Below are 22,445 nucleotides of genomic sequence, written 5' to 3' on the forward strand. Positions count from 1 at the left end.
CACTCTTCTATGTTGTTAACCAATAAAAACCAATTAATTGAGATGCTGAGCGGAGCCTTGCAGGCTTTGGCTCAAGAGCGCGGGTTAGGTGAAGCCCCGCAGCCCCGTTTGGAACGCCCTAAGGCTGTTGATCATGGTGATGTGGCATGCAATATCGCACTGCAACTTTCGAAGGCCTGGAAGTTAAATCCTCGGGAGTTGGCCCAAGCGCTGGTAGCTCATTTGCAAAAGCAACCTGGATTTAATCAGCTGATTGCTTCTTGTGACATTGCAGGTCCTGGGTTTATTAATTTCCGCCTCAGCAATGCAGCTAAAACTACCGTGGTTCAGGAGGTGTTGACTGCTGGATCAAAATTTGGCGAGCTTGCCCCTGGCTCCAATCCCACAGCAAGCGCCATGATTGAGTTTGTCTCGGCAAACCCTACGGGCCCATTGCATGTTGGTCATGGTCGTCAAGCAGCTCTTGGTGATGCCTTAGCAAATTTGTTGGCAACGCAAGGTATTAAAGTGCATCGTGAGTTTTATTACAACGATGCTGGTGTGCAGATTGCTAACTTGGCACTATCTGTGCAAGCGCGCTTGAATAGTTTGAAGCCGGGTGATCCAACCTGGCCCGAGCAGGCTTATAACGGTGAATATATTGCTGAGATTGCCACCGCTTATAAAGCCTCCCCAGCATATCATGCTGATTTGTCTTCTGCAGAAAAGATCGAAGCGATTCGTCAGTTCGCAGTTGCCTATTTGCGCAACGAGCAAGATATCGATTTAAAAACCTTTGGGGTCAAGTTCGACTGCTATTACTTGGAATCTTCCTTGTATACCGATGGTGGTGTTGCGCAAATTGTTCAAGACTTACAAGGCATTGGCAAAACGTATGAAGCCGATGGTGCTTTGTGGTTGAAGTCGACCGATGATGGCGATGACAAGGATCGCGTTATGCGCAAATCCGATGGCAGTTACACCTACTTTGTTCCGGATGTGGCTTATCACGCTAGCAAGTGGCAACGTGGGTTTGCGAAGGTCATTAACGTGCAAGGCAGCGATCACCATGGCACGATTGCTCGCGTGCGCTCTGGTTTGCAGGGCGTTGCACAAAAGCGGGGTTGGGATATTCCCAAAACCTATCCAGAATATGTACTGCATAAGATGGTGACTGTTATGCGAAATGGAGAAGAGGTCAAAATCTCCAAGCGCGCTGGTTCTTATGTCACAGTCCGGGATTTAGTGGAATGGTCTGGTGGTATTACGCCAGAAATGAGTCCAGCAGAAAGAGATTTAGCATTGCAACGAGGTCGCGATGCTGTCCGTTTCTTTTTAATCTCTCGCAAGGCTGATACTGAGTTTGTGTTTGATATCGATTTGGCGCTACAGCAGAATGATGAGAATCCAGTGTTCTATGTGCAATATGCACATGCACGGATTAGCTCGATCTTGCAGCAATGGGATGGGCAAATTTCTGATTTGAAATCCGCCGATCTATCTCTATTGCAGAGCAAGGCTTCAGATCATTTATTAAGACGGTTAGCAGAGTATCCAGAGGTGTTAACTGACGCAGCCGCTGATTTAGCACCACATGCATTAGCCTTCTATTTGCGGGATTTAGCAGGAGATTTCCATACCTTTTACAACGCAGATCGTGTTCTGGTAGATGATCAGGCTTTGAAGCTAGCCAGGCTGGCTCTCCTATCCGCCACTCGCCAAGTGCTGCAAAATGGTTTAAAAGTATTAGGGGTATCGGCGCCAGCCAAGATGTAATGTGCAGATCATGAAGTGAAAATGTAAGATGAGGAAATGATGAAAAAACCGAATCAACAAGCTGGCTTCATTCAGCAACATGCCGAATACGGCGGCACCATCTTGGGCTTTATTCTGGGCTTAGGTGTTGGCTTGGTTGTAGCCTTAGCGATTGCTTTTTATCTTTCTAAAAATACTCCCCAAGAAAAGCCTGGTATCCGGGCGCCAAACCTGCCATTAACGATTAAGCCTGCGGCCACACCAGCAGAGGGTGAGTCAGGTACACCAGCTGAGCAGGTTGATCTCAATAAGCCACTTCAGGGAAAGTCTCCCGCAGCTTCAGCCCCAGACCCTATTGCCGATTTAGCTAATGGTAAAAAGCCAGCCGAGTTAGCAGTGCCAGCCGCTAAATCTGACGCTATTTATTTTTTACAGGTGGGCGCATTTACAAAGCGTCCTGACGCAGATGCTCAAAAAGCCAGTTTGGCTATTCAGGGACTTCAGTCGCAACTGAGCGAAATAACTAGTGACGGTAATACTATTTGGCGGGTCCGTGTAGGCCCATTTAATAGCGTCGAAGAAAGTAATCCAGTGCGCGATAAATTAAGTAATATGGGCATCAAACCAACCGTTATTAAATCTAGCAAATCATGACCTCATTCAATAAACGACTCTTTACCTTTTTTGCACTCTTATGTCTTAGTGGATTGGTCGGGGCGCAAAGTGCCAAGATCGAAGAGGGTTTTGATTACCGAATTCTGCCAATTGCCCAGCCTGTCGAAACCAAAGGCAAGGTAGAGGTCATTGAGTTTTTTTGGTATGGCTGTCCACATTGCTATGACTTTGAGCCCGAACTGAGTGCTTGGGTAAAGCGCCAGCCGAAAGATGTGACATTCCGGAGAGTGCCCGTGGCATTTCGTGATGATTTTATGCCTCACAGCCAATTATTCTATGCGCTTGAGGCGATGGGTAAGGGTGATGCTCTGAATGAAAAGGTGATGTATGCCATGCATAAAGAGAATAAGCGCTTGTTAACGGAGTCAGAGATTGCAGACTGGGCTGCCTCTCAAGGGCTTGATCGCAATACTTTCTTGGCAACGTATCGCTCATTTGCTGTGGTTTCTAAAGCCCGTGTAGCAAAGCAATTAACCGAGGCTTATCGTATTGATGGTGTGCCAACGATTGTGATGCAGGGACGTTATGTAACCTCACCTTCGATTGCAGGCACTAAGGCTAAAGCCATTGCCGTTATGGATTACTTAGAAGAAAAAATTCGCAAAGACAAGTACAAATAATTGCGGATTTAAGATCACTACTTAAATATTGACGAAGCGACGCACGATCCAAAAGTAAAGTGGATAGGGTAGGATTCTGAGGAACTTTAAGAATCCTGAAAACCTTTTTGGGAAGTGAATGTCAAATTCACCAGCTTGTATGCCTTGCAAAATTTCTTGGGCTGCTTGTTTGGGGCTCATCAGTGCTGGCATTTCAAAATCATTCTGCGCAGTAGCTTCAGTGGCAACAAAGCCCGGAGAAATCATGTGGACGCTCACACCCTGAGGCAGCAGATCGTAATACAGGGTTTCACAGAAGTTAATAATGCCGGCTTTACTTGGTCCATAGGCCAAGGCCTTAGGCAAACCACTGTAGCCCGCCACACTACCCACAATAGCAATGTGACCAGCATGTTGTTTGAGCATCGTCGGCAATACTGCCGCAACGGCTCGCATAGGCCCCAGTAGGTTGGTATCAATCGTTTTTTCGGCAATGGCAATATCAAACTCATCTGCTCGCATTGGCACATACATGCCTGATACAAACAGGAGCAAATCTAGCCCACCCCAGCGTTCCAAAATAATTTGATGCGCTTGAGTAAGCTGAGATTCGTTAGTGACATCAAGGGGTAGTACTAATACTTGATCGGCGGGCATGCTACCTGCCAATTGATTTAATTGCTCAACACGTCGACCAGAAATCGCTACTTTAGCCCCAAAAGAAATCAAGGCTTTAGCACAAGCTTCCCCAATCCCGCTGGACGCGCCAATGACCCAAACGCGTTTTCCAGAAAAGCTATCTATTCCCTTTTGCTTCATACGCGAAGTGCATCTCCAGATGCGGTGATGGGTTGATGACTGAGGGTAAATTGCACGACATCAATATTGCGCTCGGCGAAGCCTGCAGCGCAATACATTAAATAGAAATTCCAGAGGCGGATGAATGCTTCATCAAACCCTAGTTTGGTAATTTCATGGAGTTTTTGATTAAAGCTATCTCGCCACATGCACAATGTTTTTGCATAGTCATGGCCAAAAGCAAATTCCACTTCAACATTCAATCCAGCATTTGCTGCATAGGCTCTAAAGCTAGTGCGTGATGGCAGCATGCCACCCGGGAAGACATATTGCTGAATAAAGTCGGTGTTATGGCGGTAGCGTTCAAATACTTCCTCTGCAATCACGATTGTTTGGATGCAAGCTTTGCCACCCCGTTTAAGACGTGCCGCAATAGTTTGAAAGTATTCGGCCCAATGTTTTTCGCCAACTGCTTCAAACATTTCAATCGAGGCAATGCCATCAAACTGCTCCTTACAATCTCGATAGTCCTGCAGCCTGACTTCGTAAGAATTTTCTGTTGAGCTTTCTCGCTGTACTTTTTCTAAGCGACTCTGAGCAAAAGATTTCTGCTCGGTTGACAGTGTTAGCCCCGTAACGTGGCTACCAGCACGCAAGGCCTCTTCCATGAAGCCGCCCCAGCCGCAGCCGATTTCTAGAAGGTGATCACCGGGCTTAGCATTGATAGCTTGCAAGATGTGGCTGATTTTGGCTCTTTGGGCATCAGCAAGTGCCTGTTTGTCACCTTCAGAAAACCAAGCGCTTGAATAGCTCATGCTTGGATCAAGCCATAGTGAATAAAAAGAATTTCCTAGGTCATAGTGCGCATGGATATTCTTACGGCTGCCGGATTTGGAGTTATCTCTCAACCAATGCTTGAGGCGGTAGATGATGGAGCCATACCACTTGCCGTAAATCGCTTTTTCCAAAATGGTTCTATTGCGAATAGCCAGCTCGAGAATTGCTTTGAGGTCAGGAGTATTCCATTGACCGCGAATATAGCTTTCAGCAAATCCAATATCGCCATGAGAGAGTACTTGTTTAAATACAGACCAATTCAGAATATGGATTTCAGCATGTAAGTTGTCTTGACGATTGCCGAATTCTTTTGAATCTCCATTTGGAAGTGTCAGTTTTAGAAAACCACTCTGTAACTTAGATAAAAGACTAAGCAGGGTATCGGCGCTGATATTGCCTTGCTTAGATTGGTCTTTGCGCGCCGACGGGCGTGAGAAACTCAATCGAGAGAGTAGGGTTTGGCCTGGACGGTTCATCTGCTCACTTCAAATTCTGGTGGTTTTGGTTTTGAATGAAAGGGCACGCCTTTTGACCATAACTTCAAAGCTTGCCAGTGTATGCGAAATATCACGCCTATGCTCATGAGCGGATAGCGCAGAAAGGCGAGATATAAAGCTGGCTTGCTAAGTGCTTGGCTAAGGCCGCTAATACTGGTATTGATGAGGGGTGATCCATCTTCATGTAATTCTATGCGACAGACTGAGTGGCGCATAGAGGCGCTATCTTGAGGAAACAAAAACCGAAAATGGTATTCACCACGCACTTCGCAAAATGGCGAGACATGAAAGACTTTTTGACTGCTTAAGGTTTCACCAGATTTCAATGTTTCGCCAGTCTCTTTATGAAGCAAGTAGCAGTGACGCTCTCCGAAGGTGTTATTCACTTCTGCCAATACTGCCTGTACTTGCCCATTTGCTCGAGTACAAATCCAAAAGCTCACGGGATTGAATACATAACCCAAGACCCTTGGAAAGGTTTGTAGCCAAATTTCACCATCCACATGAGAGATCTGATTCTCATTCAGAATATTTTCAATCCAGGCAAGGCTATCTTCGCCACCTGCACCATGGTCTCGATCGAAAAAAGAAAATAAGCGAGATGCGTTATCTCCCAAGCCATGTTGACTAAGTATGTTGGCGTGCTGTTTTCTGCTTCGCATGGGAATGGAGATGGTAAATACGCCATAGCCAAAAGCATTCTTAGCTGGACGAAAGCGACGATGTTTTACTACTCCAAAGTTGATCGTCGGCTGATTCATTTACTGAGCGTCTTGCAAGGGATTGGTTTTGATTCGGCCCCGAATGCTTTCTAGTAAATCGGCAGCGACAAGCTCCCCTGACCTGAGCCCATCCTCATGAAAGCCAAAACCTGTCCAGGCGCCGCAATACCAGATAGATGATTGCCCTTGAATGAGGGGCAATTCTTTTTGGGCCTGAATAGCTTTCATATCAAAGACAGGGTGGGCGTAATGAATTTCAGCATGAACTAATTGAGGATCTGGCTCAGTCGATGGATTGAGGCTCACAATAATCTGAGTGTTTGCTAATGCACTGGGTAATGGCTGCAGGCGATTGATGAGGTAGTTGACACTAACGTGTTGCTTTGAAGTGGGTAATGTCCCAGATTTAGCGGTGTAGTTCCATGCGGCCCAGCAGCGTTTATTTTCTGGCAGAAAGCGTTCGTCGGTGTGCAAAATGGCGCGATTGTTTTGATAGGGAATCGCTGCAAGGATGTTTCTGGCTTCTTGATTAAGGCCGTGAACCAATTCCAAACTTTGATTGCTATGACACGCCATGATCACTTGATCAAACCACATTGAACCTGTATTGCTGATGACTTCTGCTTGTGATGATGCATCAACGCTTGCATTTACGCGCACTACAGCCTCACGTACTAGTTTGACGTGTTGCTTCTCTATGGCCGCCACTAAGCGTTTGACATATTCACGTGAGCCCCCTGCAACAGTTAGCCACTGTGGCCTATTTTGAATTTGCAACAGGCCGTGGTTATGACAAAAGCGAACCATGGTCTGAATTGGAAATTCCAGCATCTGATCAACAGAGCAGGACCAGATGGCACCAATCATTGGCAAGAAATAATTTTCCTTGAAGCTTTGGCTAAAGCGATTGCGATTTAGGAAATCAGCGATGCATTCATCCGGTTCAGAAAACTCATGATCAGACACAATTTGTTTTTGAGCAAGCTGTGTCGCCAAGCGATTAAAGCGCAGAATGTCATAAACCATTCTCCAAAAAGAGGGGGAGAATAAGTTGGATCTTTGCCCAAATAAAGAATTAATATCATTCCCAGCCCACTCAATTTTGCGATGCTGTTTGGATTGATTGCTTGAATCAATTGACACAGAAAAGGACATCTCTGACGGCGCGATCGGGGCTTCAATTTCTTCGAAGAGACGCAGCAAGCGCGGATAAGTTTTCCGATTAAAAACTAAGAAACCAGTATCTACACCATGACTTATGAGGCCTTCAGAAGTTTGTAGTGAGAAGTCCACGGTATTGCTATGTCCGCCAATATGATCTCCACCTTCATATACTGTGATCTCTAAATCCGGATGCTGCCTTAAGGCATAAGCGCAGCCTAATCCAGAAATGCCTGCGCCAATGATGGCAATTTTCTTTTTACTCACTAATTCTTTTCCGCTAGAAGTTTTTCAATTTCACTGGTAACGCTACTGCTGGTTGGTTTAGTAACGCTACCGAACGAGTCAACTACATTGCCATTACGATCAATTAAATATTTATAGAAATTCCATTTTGGTGTTGTGCTTGTTTTGGCAATTAACATTTTGAAGAGGGGGTTGACGTTATTGCCTGTGACAGAACTTTTGGCGAACATGGGAAATTTCACGTCATAAGTATTTTTACAAAAGTCTGCGATTTCTTTGTTGCTGCCGGGCTCTTGTTGGCCAAAATCATTAGACGGAAAACCCAGAACGACCAAGCCTTGGTCTTTATATTTTGCGTAAATCTTTTCAAGACCCTCATATTGACCAGTAAAGCCACAAAAACTGGCGGTATTGACCACCAAAAGCACTTTGCCTTGATATTGGCAAAGGTTTTGGGGTGCTTCGTCTTGGAGGCGGGGAAAGGTATGAGAAAGCAGTGGACTGCAACTTGTAGGCGCGGCCTCAACCAGTCCAATGGCGGGTATGAACACCATGAGAGCAAAAATCCATTTACCGAGTAGTTGAGCCATATTGCACTTTGAAATCAGGATAGTTAGCATCCAAGTCTAAGTCATTCTGACTAATATTGTTGGCTAAGTCCTAATGCTATTAATATGGAGTTATGAGTCCTTTACCACCACCTTCTTTTGAGTCCAAAGTGTGCACTTCCGCTAATTTGCAGGAGCGCATTGCCAAGTTGCCCAGACCAATGGTGTTTACCAATGGCGTGTTCGATATTCTTCATCGGGGGCATGCAAGTTATTTGGCTCAAGCCCGAGAGTTGGGTGCGAGCTTGGTAGTCGGGGTAAATTCAGATGCTTCTGTGAAGATGCTGGGCAAGGGCGACGACAGACCTATTAATACAGAGGCAGATCGTCAGGCTTTATTGGCTGCCTTAGCTAGTGTGGACGTAGTAGCACTCTTTACTGAGCAGACGCCAGTGCAACTGATTGAGAAAATTCGTCCGGATATTTACGTTAAGGGTGGCGATTATGAGATTGATACTCTGCCAGAGACTCGCGTTGTAAAGACGTGGGGTGGTAAAGCGGTCGCTATTCCCTTTATCTATGAGCGCTCTACGACAACCTTACTAGGAAAAATTCGTTCCTAGAAAATAGATTTGATTGTTGGTGTTAGCTATTGGTTTTTGATGAGCCACGCCCAAATACCCCTGAGTACCAATCCTTCGATAGGTTCAACTGGCGGTAAATGTAACTTAGAGAGCTTGCCAATCTCAGCAGCTAAAGTTTTAGCGTTGCCACCATCAAGCCAAATTCTCTCAATGGGATGATTCATGTCTTTGGCTAGTTGTGTTGCATAAATGATTGCGCCAATCTGTGCTGCATCGCAGCCTCCGATGATGGCACTATTGGTTGATGCCCCAAATCCAGTATGGTCTGCTGAGCGTATTGCTAGAGGAAGTTGTGCGGTATTGTTCTGCAAACTTTCTTGCATCAGACTGAGGCCGGGAAGAATCCAGCCGCCATAGTGGACGCCATTACCGCCAAGCAGGTCAATGGTTGTAGCGGTCCCAGCATTGATAATTAAGGCATTACTGTTTGATAAAACTCGTGTGCCAATGATGGCAGCCCAACGATCGGCCCCTAACTTGGCGGAGTCTGCATATAGAGTGCGCAAGCCGTCGTAGGGACTATCGCCGTTTAATTGTTGCCATTCGATATCACTCCATTGCGGAAAAAGTGATTTGAGATTTTCAATCGCAGCTTCTCCAGCGACACAGGCAAATCCAATGGCATCTGGTTTAGGCATTGTCTTTGCAATGTAGTCAGCCAGCTCTGCTCGATGCTCTGGCGATTGCAAAGACTGACTACTAATAGAGCCTGAATATGCCCATAATTTTTTATTGCGATCAGAGGGTACTTGAGTAGACTCCACTGCAGCCCATTTAAGTCTAGTGTTTCCAACATCAAATAGTAAATACAGACTCATGATCTCGCTCTTAATGAAACATCGCCTGCATGAATGGCAATCGTTTTGGTTTCTTGCTCAAGGAGTAAGGCACCACTTGAGTCTACGCCTTTTGCAATGCCAAATACAGGGGCTTGCCCTGAGCCAGAAATACAAACCTCAGCTTTTTTAAAGGCATCCCATTCCATCCACTGATCTTGATACAAGGCAAACCCCTTTTGATCGAATGTTGGCAAATGGCGCTCGAAAGACTCGATGAGTTTGAGCCAAATAAATTCAGTATCTGGCAGCGTGTTTGAACTGGGGAGTAGTTGATCTAAAGAGGCGATATTAAATGATGCTTCTGTACCCAGACTATTTTGAATGCCTGCTGCATTTCTGAGATTGATGCCAACCCCAATAATCATCCAAGTTGGGTCACCAGCTTTTGCTTGGCCACCCTCAATCAGAATCCCACCCAATTTGGCATTGTTCAATAAAAGATCGTTAGGCCACTTAAGGCGCAATCCTTGTGCGTATAGCGCAGATTTTTCTATCCCCAGTGCATCGGCGATTCCCTGAAGGACAATTAAACCCACTAGTAGGCTGAGGCCCGAAAGCTCAGCAGGACTCCTTTGGAATGGGTAGGCCAATGAGAAGGAAAGGGAGTCTGCTGGATTCGCAAGCCATGATCTGCCCGCCCTTCCTTTGCCAGCAGTCTGGTTTTGGGCAATACGGGCAACTGGGTCTATGAGTTCGCCGGCACGCCAGCGCCCCAAAAGATCATCATTGGTTGATTTCGTCTCCGCTACGCGTTCAAGGATGCAATTCCAGCTCATTTCGCCATTGTAGAAAGGTCTGACCTAGAATTGTGGAATGCATCATGAAGATCAGCGCCCCCGCAAGTTTATTTGGCCTCTCCAGGCCATGCCTTTGGCTAGGGTTTCGAGCCTCAGTTATGCCCTATTGATCATTTATGTAAGCCTAAACCCCTTCGATTTCGACTTTGGTAACGGCATTAGCGCTTGGGCTTGGTTAGGCGCTCCACTGCCTAGATTTATTACTCTCTTCGATGTTTCTGTAAATATTCTGGCCTATATTCCCCTAGGCTTTCTATTGGTCTTTGCCGCTTACCCGCGTTGGCGTAATTTTATTGCTCTAGGGTTTGCCTTGACCTTGAGTGCGGTTTTAGCTTTTAGTGTTGAGACGCTACAGACTTGGTTGCCAACTCGTATACCTAGTCAGATGGATTGGTGGGCCAATGTATTGGGCGGGATGTTAGGTGGCCTACTTGCCATTCCTTTGGGACCCCAGTGGTTGTCTGGTAGCGCCCTTCGCAAACGCTTTGATCATTGGTTTGGTTTGAACTGGTCAGCGTGCGCCTTATTTCTTCTCTTTCCCTGGTCTCAAATTTATCCACAAAGTTCATGGTTGGGTGCTGGAGTTTGGGGTCATGCTATTTTTGGTTCGATTGATTGGGGCACCACGGTGATTAATCAAGTGGTTCAAGAAACAGCCATTACTGCGCTGTGTTGGGTTGGCGCTGCTCTATTACTTTCCTTAGGTATGCGCACTAAGGCGCCGCAATGGCAGATATTAAATGGCCTACTTTTTACAACAGTGTTAATCAAGACTCTGTTTACGGCTTTACAGTTCGGCGTTGAATTTAGTTTGATATGGCTGACCGCAGGCGCTATTTGGGGAATGCTTATTGCCAGCGTGATTCTGCGTTGGGCCTTAAAACTATCTAGCGCCAGGAAGTTTTGGTTGGCCTTACTTTGCTTAGCCACCGCTACTATTGCGATTAATTTTTTACCTGATAATCCTTACTTCATCCTCATTTTGCGGCACTGGTACCAAGGTAGACTGTTGCACTTCAATGAATTGATGCAGTGGGTTTCAGTGGTTTGGTTGCCGCTGGCTATATTCTGGGTGATTCGAAATCAGTTTTTACTTAAACCTCAACATTGAGAAATCTATTTATGGGCTTTGAACACCATCTATTTTATTGTTTAAACCAGCGTAAGAATGGTGAGGAGTGCTGTGATCAACACAATGCTTTCGCTCTTTTTGAGTATGCAAAAAATCGTGTGAAAGCGCTAGGTCTAGCAGGCCCTGGCAAAGTTCGCGTGAACAAGGCGGGCTGTTTAGATCGCTGTGCGGATGGGCCTGTGCTGGTGGTCTATCCAGCTGGGATTTGGTATACATTGGTGGATACTGAAGATGTTGAAGAAATTATCCAGTCACACTTGATACTCGGGCGCCCTGTTGAGCGCTTGCAGTTAGCTTAGCCGATTTCAGAAAGATAGCTACATGAATGGTCGTACAAAAGTAATTCATATCGAAGGGGTTGTAGGCCCAATCGAAGTATCTGTTGATTTTCCTGATGAGTTAAAAAATAATCCAAGCTTTGCGGTACGTGGGTTGGCCTTGGTGGCTCACCCACATCCCTTGATGGGCGGGACAATGGATAACAAAGTTGCCCAAACCATGGCCCGTACTTTTAATCAGCTGGGTTATGTGAGTGTCCGCCCCAATTTTCGTGGAGTTGGTGGCAGTGCTGGTGTGCATGATGACGGCGTTGGTGAATTAGATGATTTGCTCCACATCACTGATTGGATGCGCACCCCTTCAAGCTGGACTAGCTTCGAATTTACGCAACAACAATCTTGGGTAAGCTCGGCAAATTCTTTGCCTTTGGTAGTTTCAGGTTTTTCATTCGGAAGTTTTGTTGGTAGCCATCTAGTTCAAAGGCTCGCTGATTTAGGTAGGCCTGCAGAACGCCTGGTAATGATTGGCAGTGCTGCTGGTAAGTGGGAGTTGGCTCCTGTGCCGGCGGACACCATTTTGATTCATGGTGAGCTTGATGAAACCATCACCTTGGGTGCAGTATTGGATTGGGCGCGCCCACAAGAGTTGACTGTGCAAGTGGTTCCTGGTGCCGACCATTTCTTTCATCGCAGATTACATTGCATCCGCAACATCATTACTGGCGCCTGGTTAGGTATGCCTGATCATCGGAGTTAATGAAGAATATGGCTGAAGAAAAATCCCTTATCGAGTACCCATGCCTTTTTCCAATTAAGGTCATGGGGAAAGCTGCGCCAGAATATTTACCGGCGATTGTGCATATTGCGAAACAGTTTGATCCCATCTTTGATGAGAGCAAAGTAGAGCAAAGACCCTCTAAGGATGGAAACTATCTAGGTATCACTTTGCCAATTAATGCAACCAGTCGAGAGCAGTTGGACGAGCTATATAGAACGCTATCCACACATCCATTAGTTAGCATGGTTCTTTAATAAGCAGTTAATGCCAATCTTAGTTAAGCATTTAGGATTAGTGGATTACCAATCCACCTATGCAGCAATGCAAGAATTTACCAAGCAGCGCACGACCGATACTTCAGATGAAATCTGGGTCTTGGAACATCCGCCAGTTTTTACTTTAGGGCTGGCGGGAGATGCTGGTAATTTACATTCGCCTAGCAATCAAATTCCTTTGGTACAGGTTGATCGTGGCGGCGAGATTACGTATCACGGCCCTGGACAGATCGTGGTCTACCTATTGTTGGATCTAAAGCGTCTCGGTATCTTTGTGAAAGAGTTGGTTTCTCGTATCGAGCAGTCCCTCATTGATACTCTTGACGACTGTGGTTTAAAGGCCGAAAGACTAGCGGGAGCCCCTGGTATTTATGTGTCACTTCAGGACGGCATTCCAACTGAATTTCTGGGTGCAAAGGTAGCTGCCCTAGGTTTAAAGGTCTCTAGAGGCTGTTCTTACCATGGCCTAGCCCTAAATGTAGCCACGGATCTTGAGGCCTTTGGCCGTATCCACCCTTGTGGATATGCGGGATTAAGGACTGTCGATATGCAAACCCTTGGGATCAAGGACAATATGGACATCATTAGCCAAAAGCTTATAGGGCATTTGCAAAAGCAATTAAGTTCATCATGACAATCAATAAAACAGGTAACGAGAGTAACGCTGCTACGCGGCAGGACGTCAATTACGATGCCACTCGTAAGCAGAAGTCTGGCGAGAAGACTGCGCGCATTCCGATCAAAATTATTCCGCTACAAGACGTGCTGAAAAAGCCGGATTGGATTCGGGTGAAGGCGGCATCCGGCAACTCTCGTTTTTCAGAGATCAAAAAGATTTTGCGTGAGAACGAACTAGTCACTGTTTGTGAAGAGGCTAGTTGCCCTAATATTGGCGAGTGTTTTGGTAAGGGTACTGCCACCTTCATGATCATGGGCGATAAGTGCACACGTCGCTGCCCATTTTGTGATGTGGGTCATGGTAGACCTGATCCACTTGATCAAAAAGAACCTGCCAATCTAGCCCGTACTATCGCTGCCTTGAAACTCAATTACGTCGTGATTACGAGTGTGGACCGTGACGATCTGCGTGACGGTGGCGCGATGCATTATGTGGACTGCATCTCTCAATCTAGAGAGGCATCCCCTAATACCCGAATTGAAGTCTTAGTACCTGATTTCCGGGGGCGCTTAGACAAGGCATTGGATATTTTTTCTGAGCATGCGCCCAATGGCTTGCCAGATGTCATGAACCACAACCTTGAAACCGTTCCGCGACTTTATAAACAAGCACGGCCAGGTGCGGATTATGCGCATTCACTTAAGTTATTAAAAGACTTCAAAGAACGCTTCCCGCATATCCCAACCAAGAGTGGATTGATGGTGGGTTTAGGTGAAACCGATGAAGAGATCTTGGAAGTGATGCGCGAGATGCGTGAGCACAATATTGATATGTTGACGATAGGACAGTACCTTGCTCCATCGGGACATCATTTGCCTGTGCAGCGTTATGTTCACCCAGATGTCTTTAAGCATTTTGAAAAAGAGGCTTATGCAATGGGCTTTTCACATGCAGCGGTTGGTGCAATGGTGCGCTCTAGTTACCATGCCGATCAACAGGCACATGGGGCAGGTGTTGTTTAGAACGGTATTCATAAGATGCTTGCTGCTGGCATCGGCCTTTCTGATTTGCGCCTGTAGTCCGAAGTTCGATTGGCGTACTGTCCAATCTCCTCAAGAGGGCTATACCGCTTTATTTCCGGCCAAGCCAGACAAGATTGAGCGCAAGATTACTTACCAATCTCAAGATCTTGCACAAACTCTTGAGGCGGTGAAAATTGATGATGATATTTACTCCGTTAGCTCTATTTATTTCAGCCATCAGCAAGCCGAGTTGCTGCCTAAATTATTGGAACAGCTAGAAAGCAATCTTTTCCACAATGCAGGTGTCGACCGATTAACGGCCATAAGTTCAGATAGCATTTATCAAACATCCAATCAGCAGCGCGTCCCAACAAAAGATTATTTCTTGGACTTTAAGTCTGCTGGATCAAGTCAGCAATCAATGCGGGTGCGTTGGCTCATCAGACCTGCTACTAATGGCGGCATTTGGCTATACCAGGTATCGATATTGCATGCGGGTTCAGTGCAGCCTGATGCCAAAACTTTTTTCTCTGCAGAAGATCGCGCCAATTTCTTTGATGAATTTCATCCAGACTAACGATGTCATCGCACTGGCTTTCTAATCCCCTCACTCCAATTGAGTTGCCGCTGAGAGCAAGGGCTGCTTATAGAGTTTTTTTAAGTTTTGCTTGCGCTTATTTCGTTTCATATGCGTTTCGCTCGATTAATGCCGTCATCGCACCAGAACTCATTAGCGATTTGCATCTGAGCAATACGCAGCTTGGCTTTTTATCAGCCGCCTACTTTTTTGGTTTTGGTGCTACCCAGATTCCAGTGGGACTGGGTTTAGATCGATTTGGCCCGCGACTTACTGAGATGACCTTGATGATGTTTGCAATTGTTGGGGCATTGATATTTTCTTGGGCTGATGATTTCACGAGTCTGGTGATTGGAAGGGTTCTGATTGGAGTGGGAGTCTCCGCTTGTTTGATGTCAGCATTTTCTGGCTTTCGCTATTGGTTCCCCATAGAAAGTCAGGGTCAATTAGCCTCTGGCATGTTGATTTTTGGTACCTCTGGCGCTTTAGTGACTTCTTGGCCAGTGCACGCTGTCTTGCCTTATCTAGGTTGGCGCGGCGTATTTGTGGCGATGGCAATATTGACCTGTGTAGCGATTATTGGCCTGTATTTTGGTTTGCCAGTGAAGACCAAGGCAAGCGAGTCACTTGCTTCGACAGATATAAAGCAAGGTGGCGTCGCTACTTTTTCATGGTCAAGTTACAAGCCGATTTTGACTAATGCTTTTTTTTGGAGAATGTTTCCAATAGGCGCATTTTGTTATGGTGGGTTTATTGCTATCCAGACGCTTTGGCTTGGACCTTGGTTGACTAGTGTGATGGAGTACTCATCAGATAGAGCTTCTCAAATTATATTTTGGTTCAATACGGTTCTATTGCTTGCATATGTTTTAAATACTGCTTTACTACCAAAGCTAGCAAAGCGCGGAATTACAACGCTGTGCTACTTAAGCTGGATGGTTGCCGCTGCTCTAGTATTTCAGGCATGCGCTTTTTATTTGCGCAGCTCATGGGTTTGGGTCTGGTGGTTCCTATTTGCGATAGCTTGCGCTTCTTATGTACTGGCGCAAAGCTTGGTCGTTACTTACTTTCCAAAATCTTTTTCTGGTCGCGTCAGCACTACCTATAACTTAGCACTTTTTATGGGTGCGTTTTTAGTGCAATGGGGAGTTGGATATTTGGTGGATATCGGTATTGAGGCAGGCTGGTCGCGTGCAAGTGCGTTTGATTTAGCCTTAGGAATGTATTTAGCAGTGCAGGTGCTTGGATATATTTGGTTTTTAATTGCGCCGAAATTTTTCCCAAGCACACAAATTGGTGAAGATTAAGAATTAAGCAATTAGAAAAATATTAAGTAGTGGATTTTTCGAGTGCTGCAACTTTTGCTTCTAGCGCTTCTAGTTTTTCTCTGGTCTTAGCGAGTACCTTCGATTGCACTTCAAACTCTTCGCGCGTTACCAAATCCATTTTCTGAAATCCTTGGTTCATCATGGCGCGCACATTCTTCTCAATTTCCTGAGCTGGTGAATTTCGAATAGCATCTCCTACCTTGTTTTGCATATCGCTTGCAATGCGCTGGATTTGCTCGAGGATTTCGCCTGGTTTTTGCATGGTTTGGATTGCCCTGAAATGGTTAACGTTGCATAAAAGATACGCTTTGTATTTTAATTTGAATAGTCCTTTTTGCCCAAAAATAGCCCTAAACCCCTGAAATCACTCAAAATGGAGCACTTTGGTGCATTGATTAGCACTATTTTGGTGCTACAGCCTTAACAGAGTGCATCACCCTGAAAGCGTGACTACCCAAACCCCGATCATCACCCCATGCATTAAGCATTTATCCCTTTTTTGATTACAACCAGTAAGGAGTTCCACATGAAAGCATTACAAAAGACGGCAATCTCTGCGGCAGCAGTTGCTTTGTTGACTGGCCTAAGTTCAATCTCAGCATTTGCAGAAGAAGCGGCCGCTGAAGCGCCAGAAGTTAGTCCTGTTACAGCAAACGTTACCGTAGTAAATAACTATATGTACCGTGGTATCAGTCAATCTAACGGTAAGCCAGCAATTCAAGGCGGTTTTGATTACGCACATGAAAGCGGTTTGTACATTGGTAACTGGAACAGCTCGATTAGTTGGATCAGCGATAGTTACAAAACATCAGGTGGTGTAGGTACATCAGCGCCGATTGAAATGGACTTCTATGGTGGCTTCAAGAAAGAGTTGCTTGGCGAAGGCTTTGCCTCTGATGTGGGTATCTTGCAATACTATTATCCAACAAGTGGATTGCAGTTAAATGCTATTCAAGCAAACCCAAATACCACAGAAGTTTATGTGGCACAGAATTTCACATTTGGCCCAGTCACTGGTTTTGGTAAGGTTTCTTATGCGGTGAGCACTTTGTTCGGTAATGTTAATTCATCGGGTTCTTACTATCCAGATTTAACACTTAACTACGATACCGGCATGTTTGGTATTGCATTGAATGGTCATATTGGTTATCAATATGTTGCAGGTAATCAGCCATCTTCTAACTTAAATGGCGTTAGCAATAGCACTCTCTATAGCTATACAGACTGGAAGCTCGGCTTGACTAAAGACTTTGGTGGTGGTTTATCAGGAGCATTGGCTTATGTTGGTACCAATGCTGCTACATACAAAGGTAGCTATTCTTATGTTAGCCCACAGGGCAAGAACAATGGTAGAGCAACTGGATTAGTTTCTTTAACCAAAACTTTTTAATTCATTTTCCTGAACGGAGAAACGTATGAAATTAATTACCGCAATCATCAAGCCCTTCAAGCTTGACGAAGTGCGCGAAGCTCTCTCGGAAGTGGGAGTTTCGGGCATTACCGTTACTGAAGTTAAAGGCTTTGGTCGTCAAAAGGGTCACACCGAGTTGTACCGCGGTGCTGAGTATGTGGTTGATTTTTTACCTAAGGTAAAAATTGAAGCTGCTGTTGAAGATGGCATTTTGGAGCGTGCAATTGAAGCAATTGAAAAAGCTGCACGTACAGGCAAGATTGGTGATGGCAAGATTTTTGTCTCCCCAGTTGAGCACGTCATTCGCATTCGCACCGGTGAAACCGGCGCGTCAGCACTTTAAAGAGAGGTTCAAAATGTTAACTTGGATGAAACGACTCGTTGCTGGTAGTGCCGTGGCCTTGGCCATTGGCGCAGCTGGTGTAATGGTAACTTCGCCAGCACATGCTGATGAAGCTAAAAAACCTGCAGTAACTGCTCCTGCCGCGGCTCCTGCTGCTGCAGCTCCAGCAGCTCCTGCTTTAGTTCCTAATAAGGGCGATACCGCCTGGATGTTGGTTTCTACAGCACTCGTGCTGTTGATGACACTTCCTGGTTTGGCTTTGTTCTACGGCGGTTTAACACGTAGCAAAAATATCCTTTCAATCTGCATGCAATGTTTCATGGTCTTCTCCGTGATTACGGTTCTGTGGGCGCTTTATGGCTACAGTTTTGCATTCACAGAAGGTGGGGCATTTGTTGGTGGACTTGATCGTCTCTTCTTGGCTGGTATGACTCCAGACTCAGTAGCGGCTACCTTTAGTAAAGGTGTTGTGATTCCTGAGTATGTATTCATGGCATTCCAAGCGGTATTTGCGACGATTACTTGCTGCTTGATCATTGGTTCCTTTGCTGAGCGCGCTAAGTTCTCTGCAATCTTGGTATTCATGATCATCTGGTTCACATTCAGCTACTTGCCAATCGCTCACATGGTTTGGTTTTGGCCTGGTCCTGACGACATCAAAGATGCTGCATCACTCGAGGCAATTACTGCTCGCGCTGGTTGGTTGTGGCAAAAAGGTGTTCTCGACTTTGCTGGCGGTACTGTTGTGCATATCAATGCTGCGATCGCTGGTTTGGTTGGCTCTTATGTCATCGGCAAGCGTGTTGGTTACGGCAAAGAAGCAATGAAGCCACATAACCTCGTTTATGTCATGTCTGGTGCTGCACTCTTGTGGTTTGGCTGGTTTGGTTTCAATGCTGGTTCAGCTCTTGAAGCAAACGGTAGCGCTGCATTGGCATTCGTAAATACTTATTTGGCTACTGCTGCTGCTGTATTGGGTTGGTCAGTTGCTGAGTGGGTTCTCAAAGGTAAGCCTTCGATGTTGGGTGCTGCTTCAGGTTGCGTAGCTGGTTTAGTTGCTATTACTCCTGCTGCTGGTTTTGTTGGCCCAATGGGTTCACTCGCAATTGGTGTATTTGCTGGCGTAATTTGCCTCTGGGGTGTAACTGGTCTCAAGAAAATCTTGGGTTCAGATGACAGCTTGGATGTATTCGGCGTACACGGTGTTGGCGGTATCTCCGGTGCATTGTTGACTGGTGTATTCGCTGATCCAGCTTTGGGTGGCACAGGTATCTGGGATTACGTAGCGAATGCTGCTGCTCCTGACTACTCAATCGCTAGCCAATTATGGATTCAGGCTCAAGGCGTTATCACTACCTTGATCTGGTCTGGCGTGGTTTCCTTCATTGCCTTCAAATTGATCGATATCGTGATTGGTTTGCGCGTTAAGGAAGATGAAGAGCGCGAAGGCTTGGATATCAGCTCACATGGTGAGTCTGCCTACGAGTCTTAATCTGTAGATTTACCCCTCACTGGGCAGTCTTGGTTGGTTGCCTAGTTTTTAAGCGCGGGATCCTTGGATCCCGCGTCTTTCTTTTAAAAATCTTACAATGGTGGAATGGTTCCACATCTCATCACTGCCCTTAGCGGCCCCTTGCTCGAATTAGAGTCCAAGGTCTTAGAAGCTACACCAACTATTGAGCGCTGGTTTAGGCTTGAGTGGCAGGAGCATACCCCGCCTTTTTATTGTTCGGTCGATCTTCGGAATGCTGGTTTTAAGTTAGCCCCTGTAGATACCAATCTATTTCCAGGTGGATTTAACAACCTTTCTCCCCAGATGTTGCCTTTAGCTGTGCAAGCAGCCATGGCGGCAATTGAAAAGATTTGCCCAGAAGCAAAAAACTTACTGCTCATTCCCGAGCGACACACCCGCAATACTTTCTACCTGCAAAATATTGCACGCCTTTCATCTATCTTGCGTCAGGCTGGCTTGAATGTTCGCTTGGGTACTTTATCGGATGAAATTACAAAGCCAACCTGGATCGATCTGCCAGATGGCAATCGTTTATTGATGGAGCCTCTAGCGCGTACAGGTTTGAAAAAACAGCGTTTAGGTTTGAAAGATTTTGATCCTTGCTCAATTTTGTTAAATAACGATTTGTCTGCAGGTATCCCGCCGATATTAGAAAATATTCATGAGCAATATTTGCTGCCAGGATTACATGCGGGTTGGCATGTGCGTCGTAAGTCAGCCCACTTTGCTGCTTATGAAGAGGTCGCTAAGAAATTTGCTAAGTTGATCAATATTGACCCATGGATGATTAATCCTTATTTCACTAACTGCTCGAATGTCAATTTTCATGAGCGTAAAGGCGAAGAGGAGTTGCAAACAGCAGTAGAGCAAGTTCTGAAGAAGACTGCCAAAAAATATCGTGAGTACGGCATTAAAGAAAAACCGTATGTCGTTGTAAAAGCTGATGCAGGAACGTATGGCATGGGTGTGATGGTGGTGAATGATCCCGCGCAACTGAAAGGCCTTAATCGTAAAGACCGCAATAAGATGAGTGTGGTCAAAGAAGGCCTAGAGGTGAGCGACGTACTTATTCAAGAGGGTGTTTATACCTTTGAGAAAGTCAATGAGGCCGTAGCAGAGCCAGTTGTCTACATGATTGATCGTTATGTCATTGGTGGCTTCTATCGCGTACATACTGATCGTGGGCCAGATGAGAATCTTAATGCACCTGGTATGCACTTTGTCCCCTTGGCATTCGAGCAAAACTCCATGCCTGATATGGGTGCGAAGCCTGGTAGTGCAGCCCCAAATCGATTCTATCTTTATGGTGTCGTGGCCCGCCTAGCCTTGCTGGCGGCGTCCTTAGAGCTTGAGCGCACCGATCCTGACGCAGAAGCTGCATGAGTTTGATGCGCATTCATAGGTAAATAGAACATGGATTTTTTATTCATCGCCGATCCACTAGAGTCTTTTAAAGTAAGCAAAGACTCTACGCTAGCGATGATGCGAGTGGCGCAAGAGGCAGGTCATCGTTTGTGGTTTTGCCAAAGCCGTAATTTGCTCTGGAGAGAAAACCTTGCGACCGCGGATTGCCAGTCTTTAGCTATTAAGCCTAGCGGAACATCTTGGTTTTCGTTGGGCGATATTGAAGCTCGCGCCCTGAATACTTTTTCAGCAGTTTTGATGCGCACTGATCCGCCATTTGATATTGAATATCTCAATACCACTTGGTTGCTATCTGCAGCCGTTAGACAGGGTGCAAAAGTATTGAATAATCCTGCAGCCATTCGGGACCACTCAGAAAAATTATCGATCACGGAATTTCCAGAGCTGATTCCTCCTACTTTGGTCACGCGTGAATTAAGTGCTGTTGAGGAATTTCATCGGCAGCATCAAGATATTGTGATTAAGCCATTGGATGGCATGGGTGGCATGGGCGTCTTTCGTGTTGGCCCGGATGGTTTAAATTTAGCAAGCATCGTTGAGACCTTGGGTGAGAACGGCGCAAGAACTTTGATGATTCAGCGTTTTTTGCCAGAGATTGCACAAGGCGACAAGCGCGTGCTCTTGATTGGTGGAGAAGTAGTGCCATTTGCATTGGCGCGTATCCCGCAGGGCAGTGAGATTCGGGGCAATCTTGCGGCAGGCGGCAAGGGTGTTGCAATGCCTCTTAGTGCTTCTGAGAAAGCGGTTGCAGAAAAACTGGCCCCCATTTTGAATCAGCGTGGTTTATTCTTGGTTGGATTGGATCTCATTGGTGGCTATGTAACAGAAATTAATGTCACTAGCCCGACTTGTTTTGTAGAGATCACCGAGCAAAGTGGATTTGATGTACCCCAATTTTGGTTAAAAGCCCTTGAGAAAGCATTAGCGTAAATATGACTGGAATTGTCATCGTCGCTCATACCCCAGTTGCTAGCGCAATGCTGGGATTTGCTGAGCATACTTATGGAGTGCTGCCTGAGCGTGTGAGGGCTGTTGATATTCCCCCTCATGAGGATACTAAGGTTAGCTTTGATCGCGTTATGAAGGCAGCCTACGGTGTAAATAGAGGCAATGGCGTCCTCATTCTGACTGATGTTATGGGTGCAACCCCGGCCAACGTAGCCTCTAAGCTAGAGGCTCTTGGCCCGCTTTCAGGATTAAATGCACCTGTGATTGTGTTGGCGGGATTAAATCTTCCGATGCTGATGCGTTGCATTACTCATCGTGGCGAGGATTTAGAAGAATTGGCACAAAAGGCGCTTGCCGGTGGCCAACATGGCATCTTGCGCCTTGGATCAAAAACACATTCAGAAAAAACTGAACAACAAGGTTAGTTATGCCGATTGCTGAGATACAGATTGTGAATAAACTTGGCTTACATGCTCGTGCTTCTGCCAAGCTTTCTCAGTTGGCAGCACAATTTCCTTGTGAAATACTGCTGTCACGTAATGGGCGTCAAATCAATGCCAAGAGCATCATGGGCGTCATGATGTTGGCTGCAGGCATTGGTAGTTCGGTTACCTTGGAAACAGTCGGCGAACAAGCCGATGAAGCAATGCAGGCTTTAACAGCATTAATCAATAACCGTTTTGGTGAGAGTGAATAAGC

General features: G+C 45.9%; 27 protein-coding genes. 19 read left to right on the forward strand and 8 right to left on the reverse strand.

Annotated features, from left to right (window positions below; translation table 11 throughout):
• Window positions 1-9 precede the first annotated feature (9 nt).
• The 3 genes from argS to ICN49_RS01115 are packed head-to-tail and all read left to right on the forward strand — an operon-like array spanning window position 10 to window position 3,029.
• Window positions 10-1,755, forward strand: coding sequence for an arginine--tRNA ligase (gene argS / locus ICN49_RS01105; protein ID WP_216164673.1), 1,746 nt, complete (start codon window positions 10-12; stop codon window positions 1,753-1,755).
• Window positions 1,756-1,791: 36 nt separating this feature from the next.
• Complete coding sequence (locus ICN49_RS01110; protein WP_216164675.1) at window positions 1,792-2,388, forward strand: SPOR domain-containing protein; 597 nt, start codon at window positions 1,792-1,794, stop codon at window positions 2,386-2,388.
• Window positions 2,385-3,029: a thiol:disulfide interchange protein DsbA/DsbL gene (locus tag ICN49_RS01115; protein ID WP_216164677.1), complete on the forward strand. Its 645-nt coding sequence runs from the start codon at window positions 2,385-2,387 to the stop codon at window positions 3,027-3,029. Before ICN49_RS01110 ends, ICN49_RS01115 begins: the two co-directional genes overlap by 4 nt.
• Window positions 3,030-3,050: 21 nt before the next feature.
• Here the strand turns inward: ICN49_RS01115 and ICN49_RS01120 are convergent, their stop codons facing one another.
• Genes ICN49_RS01120 through ICN49_RS01140 form a run of 5 tightly spaced genes read right to left on the reverse strand, consistent with a single transcriptional unit; the run spans window position 3,051 to window position 7,823 of the window.
• On the reverse strand, window positions 3,051-3,827 hold the full coding sequence (locus ICN49_RS01120; RefSeq protein WP_216164679.1) for an SDR family NAD(P)-dependent oxidoreductase: 777 nt from the start codon (window positions 3,825-3,827) through the stop codon (window positions 3,051-3,053).
• Window positions 3,824-5,119: an SAM-dependent methyltransferase gene (locus tag ICN49_RS01125; protein ID WP_216164681.1), complete on the reverse strand. Its 1,296-nt coding sequence runs from the start codon at window positions 5,117-5,119 to the stop codon at window positions 3,824-3,826. Before ICN49_RS01125 ends, ICN49_RS01120 begins: the two co-directional genes overlap by 4 nt.
• Window positions 5,116-5,901 carry a DUF1365 domain-containing protein gene (locus tag ICN49_RS01130; protein WP_216164683.1) on the reverse strand — a complete coding sequence of 262 codons (786 nt, stop codon included), beginning with the start codon at window positions 5,899-5,901 and terminating at the stop codon, window positions 5,116-5,118. Before ICN49_RS01130 ends, ICN49_RS01125 begins: the two co-directional genes overlap by 4 nt.
• Window positions 5,902-7,290 (reverse strand): NAD(P)/FAD-dependent oxidoreductase, encoded by a 1,389-nt coding sequence (locus tag ICN49_RS01135; RefSeq protein WP_216164686.1) that lies wholly within the window; start codon window positions 7,288-7,290, stop codon window positions 5,902-5,904.
• Window positions 7,290-7,823 (reverse strand): glutathione peroxidase, encoded by a 534-nt coding sequence (locus ICN49_RS01140; RefSeq protein ID WP_255535364.1) that lies wholly within the window; start codon window positions 7,821-7,823, stop codon window positions 7,290-7,292. The genes ICN49_RS01135 and ICN49_RS01140 overlap by 1 nt, the downstream gene beginning before the upstream one ends.
• Window positions 7,824-7,951: 128 nt before the next feature.
• Between ICN49_RS01140 and rfaE2 the strand changes: the two genes are divergently transcribed.
• The gene (gene rfaE2 / locus ICN49_RS01145; RefSeq protein WP_216164691.1) at window positions 7,952-8,440 is read left to right on the forward strand and encodes a D-glycero-beta-D-manno-heptose 1-phosphate adenylyltransferase; all 489 of its coding nucleotides are present in this window, start codon (window positions 7,952-7,954) and stop codon (window positions 8,438-8,440) included.
• Window positions 8,441-8,466: 26 nt separating this feature from the next.
• Here the strand turns inward: rfaE2 and ICN49_RS01150 are convergent, their stop codons facing one another.
• The gene (locus ICN49_RS01150) at window positions 8,467-9,279 is read right to left on the reverse strand and encodes a type III pantothenate kinase (protein ID WP_216164694.1); all 813 of its coding nucleotides are present in this window, start codon (window positions 9,277-9,279) and stop codon (window positions 8,467-8,469) included.
• A complete protein-coding gene (locus ICN49_RS01155; RefSeq protein ID WP_216164697.1) occupies window positions 9,276-10,076 on the reverse strand; it encodes a biotin--[acetyl-CoA-carboxylase] ligase in 801 nt (266 codons plus the stop codon). The genes ICN49_RS01150 and ICN49_RS01155 overlap by 4 nt, the downstream gene beginning before the upstream one ends.
• Before the next feature lie 37 nt (window positions 10,077-10,113).
• On the opposite strand from ICN49_RS01155, the gene ICN49_RS01160 reads away from it, so the two are divergent.
• Genes ICN49_RS01160 through ICN49_RS01195 form a run of 8 tightly spaced genes read left to right on the forward strand, consistent with a single transcriptional unit; the run spans window position 10,114 to window position 16,085 of the window.
• Window positions 10,114-11,208, forward strand: a complete 1,095-nt coding sequence (locus ICN49_RS01160) for a VanZ family protein (protein WP_216164699.1) — start codon at window positions 10,114-10,116, stop codon at window positions 11,206-11,208.
• Between the two features lie 11 nt (window positions 11,209-11,219).
• Complete coding sequence (locus ICN49_RS01165; protein WP_216164702.1) at window positions 11,220-11,528, forward strand: (2Fe-2S) ferredoxin domain-containing protein; 309 nt, start codon at window positions 11,220-11,222, stop codon at window positions 11,526-11,528.
• A gap of 22 nt (window positions 11,529-11,550) precedes the next feature.
• On the forward strand, window positions 11,551-12,264 hold the full coding sequence (locus ICN49_RS01170; RefSeq protein ID WP_216164705.1) for an alpha/beta hydrolase: 714 nt from the start codon (window positions 11,551-11,553) through the stop codon (window positions 12,262-12,264).
• Window positions 12,264-12,539, forward strand: a complete 276-nt coding sequence (locus tag ICN49_RS01175) for a YbeD family protein (RefSeq protein WP_216164708.1) — start codon at window positions 12,264-12,266, stop codon at window positions 12,537-12,539. Before ICN49_RS01170 ends, ICN49_RS01175 begins: the two co-directional genes overlap by 1 nt.
• 10 nt (window positions 12,540-12,549) lie before the next feature.
• Complete coding sequence (lipB, locus tag ICN49_RS01180; protein ID WP_216164711.1) at window positions 12,550-13,194, forward strand: lipoyl(octanoyl) transferase LipB; 645 nt, start codon at window positions 12,550-12,552, stop codon at window positions 13,192-13,194.
• Window positions 13,191-14,201 (forward strand): lipoyl synthase, encoded by a 1,011-nt coding sequence (gene lipA / locus ICN49_RS01185; protein ID WP_216164713.1) that lies wholly within the window; start codon window positions 13,191-13,193, stop codon window positions 14,199-14,201. Before lipB ends, lipA begins: the two co-directional genes overlap by 4 nt.
• Complete coding sequence (locus ICN49_RS01190; protein WP_216164716.1) at window positions 14,164-14,778, forward strand: hypothetical protein; 615 nt, start codon at window positions 14,164-14,166, stop codon at window positions 14,776-14,778. Before lipA ends, ICN49_RS01190 begins: the two co-directional genes overlap by 38 nt.
• A 2-nt stretch (window positions 14,779-14,780) precedes the next feature.
• The gene (locus ICN49_RS01195) at window positions 14,781-16,085 is read left to right on the forward strand and encodes an MFS transporter (RefSeq protein WP_216164719.1); all 1,305 of its coding nucleotides are present in this window, start codon (window positions 14,781-14,783) and stop codon (window positions 16,083-16,085) included.
• 22 nt (window positions 16,086-16,107) lie between these two features.
• Here the strand turns inward: ICN49_RS01195 and ICN49_RS01200 are convergent, their stop codons facing one another.
• Entirely contained in the window at window positions 16,108-16,368 is a 261-nt protein-coding gene (locus ICN49_RS01200) for an accessory factor UbiK family protein (protein ID WP_216164722.1), read from the reverse strand.
• Between the two features lie 264 nt (window positions 16,369-16,632).
• On the opposite strand from ICN49_RS01200, the gene ICN49_RS01205 reads away from it, so the two are divergent.
• The 7 genes from ICN49_RS01205 to ICN49_RS01235 all read left to right on the forward strand — a co-directional run bounded on the left by ICN49_RS01205 (window position 16,633) and on the right by ICN49_RS01235 (window position 22,443).
• Window positions 16,633-17,496 (forward strand): TorF family putative porin, encoded by an 864-nt coding sequence (locus ICN49_RS01205; RefSeq protein WP_216164725.1) that lies wholly within the window; start codon window positions 16,633-16,635, stop codon window positions 17,494-17,496.
• A gap of 25 nt (window positions 17,497-17,521) precedes the next feature.
• Entirely contained in the window at window positions 17,522-17,860 is a 339-nt protein-coding gene (locus ICN49_RS01210; protein WP_216164728.1) for a P-II family nitrogen regulator, read from the forward strand.
• A gap of 13 nt (window positions 17,861-17,873) precedes the next feature.
• Entirely contained in the window at window positions 17,874-19,352 is a 1,479-nt protein-coding gene (locus ICN49_RS01215) for an ammonium transporter (RefSeq protein WP_216164731.1), read from the forward strand.
• 105 nt (window positions 19,353-19,457) lie between these two features.
• Entirely contained in the window at window positions 19,458-20,756 is a 1,299-nt protein-coding gene (gene gshA / locus ICN49_RS01220; RefSeq protein WP_216164734.1) for a glutamate--cysteine ligase, read from the forward strand.
• Window positions 20,757-20,786: 30 nt separating this feature from the next.
• Entirely contained in the window at window positions 20,787-21,728 is a 942-nt protein-coding gene (gene gshB / locus ICN49_RS01225; protein ID WP_216164739.1) for a glutathione synthase, read from the forward strand.
• 2 nt (window positions 21,729-21,730) lie between these two features.
• Complete coding sequence (locus ICN49_RS01230; protein WP_216164742.1) at window positions 21,731-22,171, forward strand: PTS sugar transporter subunit IIA; 441 nt, start codon at window positions 21,731-21,733, stop codon at window positions 22,169-22,171.
• 2 nt (window positions 22,172-22,173) lie between these two features.
• Window positions 22,174-22,443, forward strand: a complete 270-nt coding sequence (locus tag ICN49_RS01235; RefSeq protein ID WP_216164744.1) for an HPr family phosphocarrier protein — start codon at window positions 22,174-22,176, stop codon at window positions 22,441-22,443.
• Window positions 22,444-22,445: the final 2 nt, after the last annotated feature.

This window comes from Polynucleobacter finlandensis (assembly GCF_018881755.1).
Taxonomy (GTDB): Bacteria; Pseudomonadota; Gammaproteobacteria; order Burkholderiales; family Burkholderiaceae; genus Polynucleobacter; species Polynucleobacter finlandensis.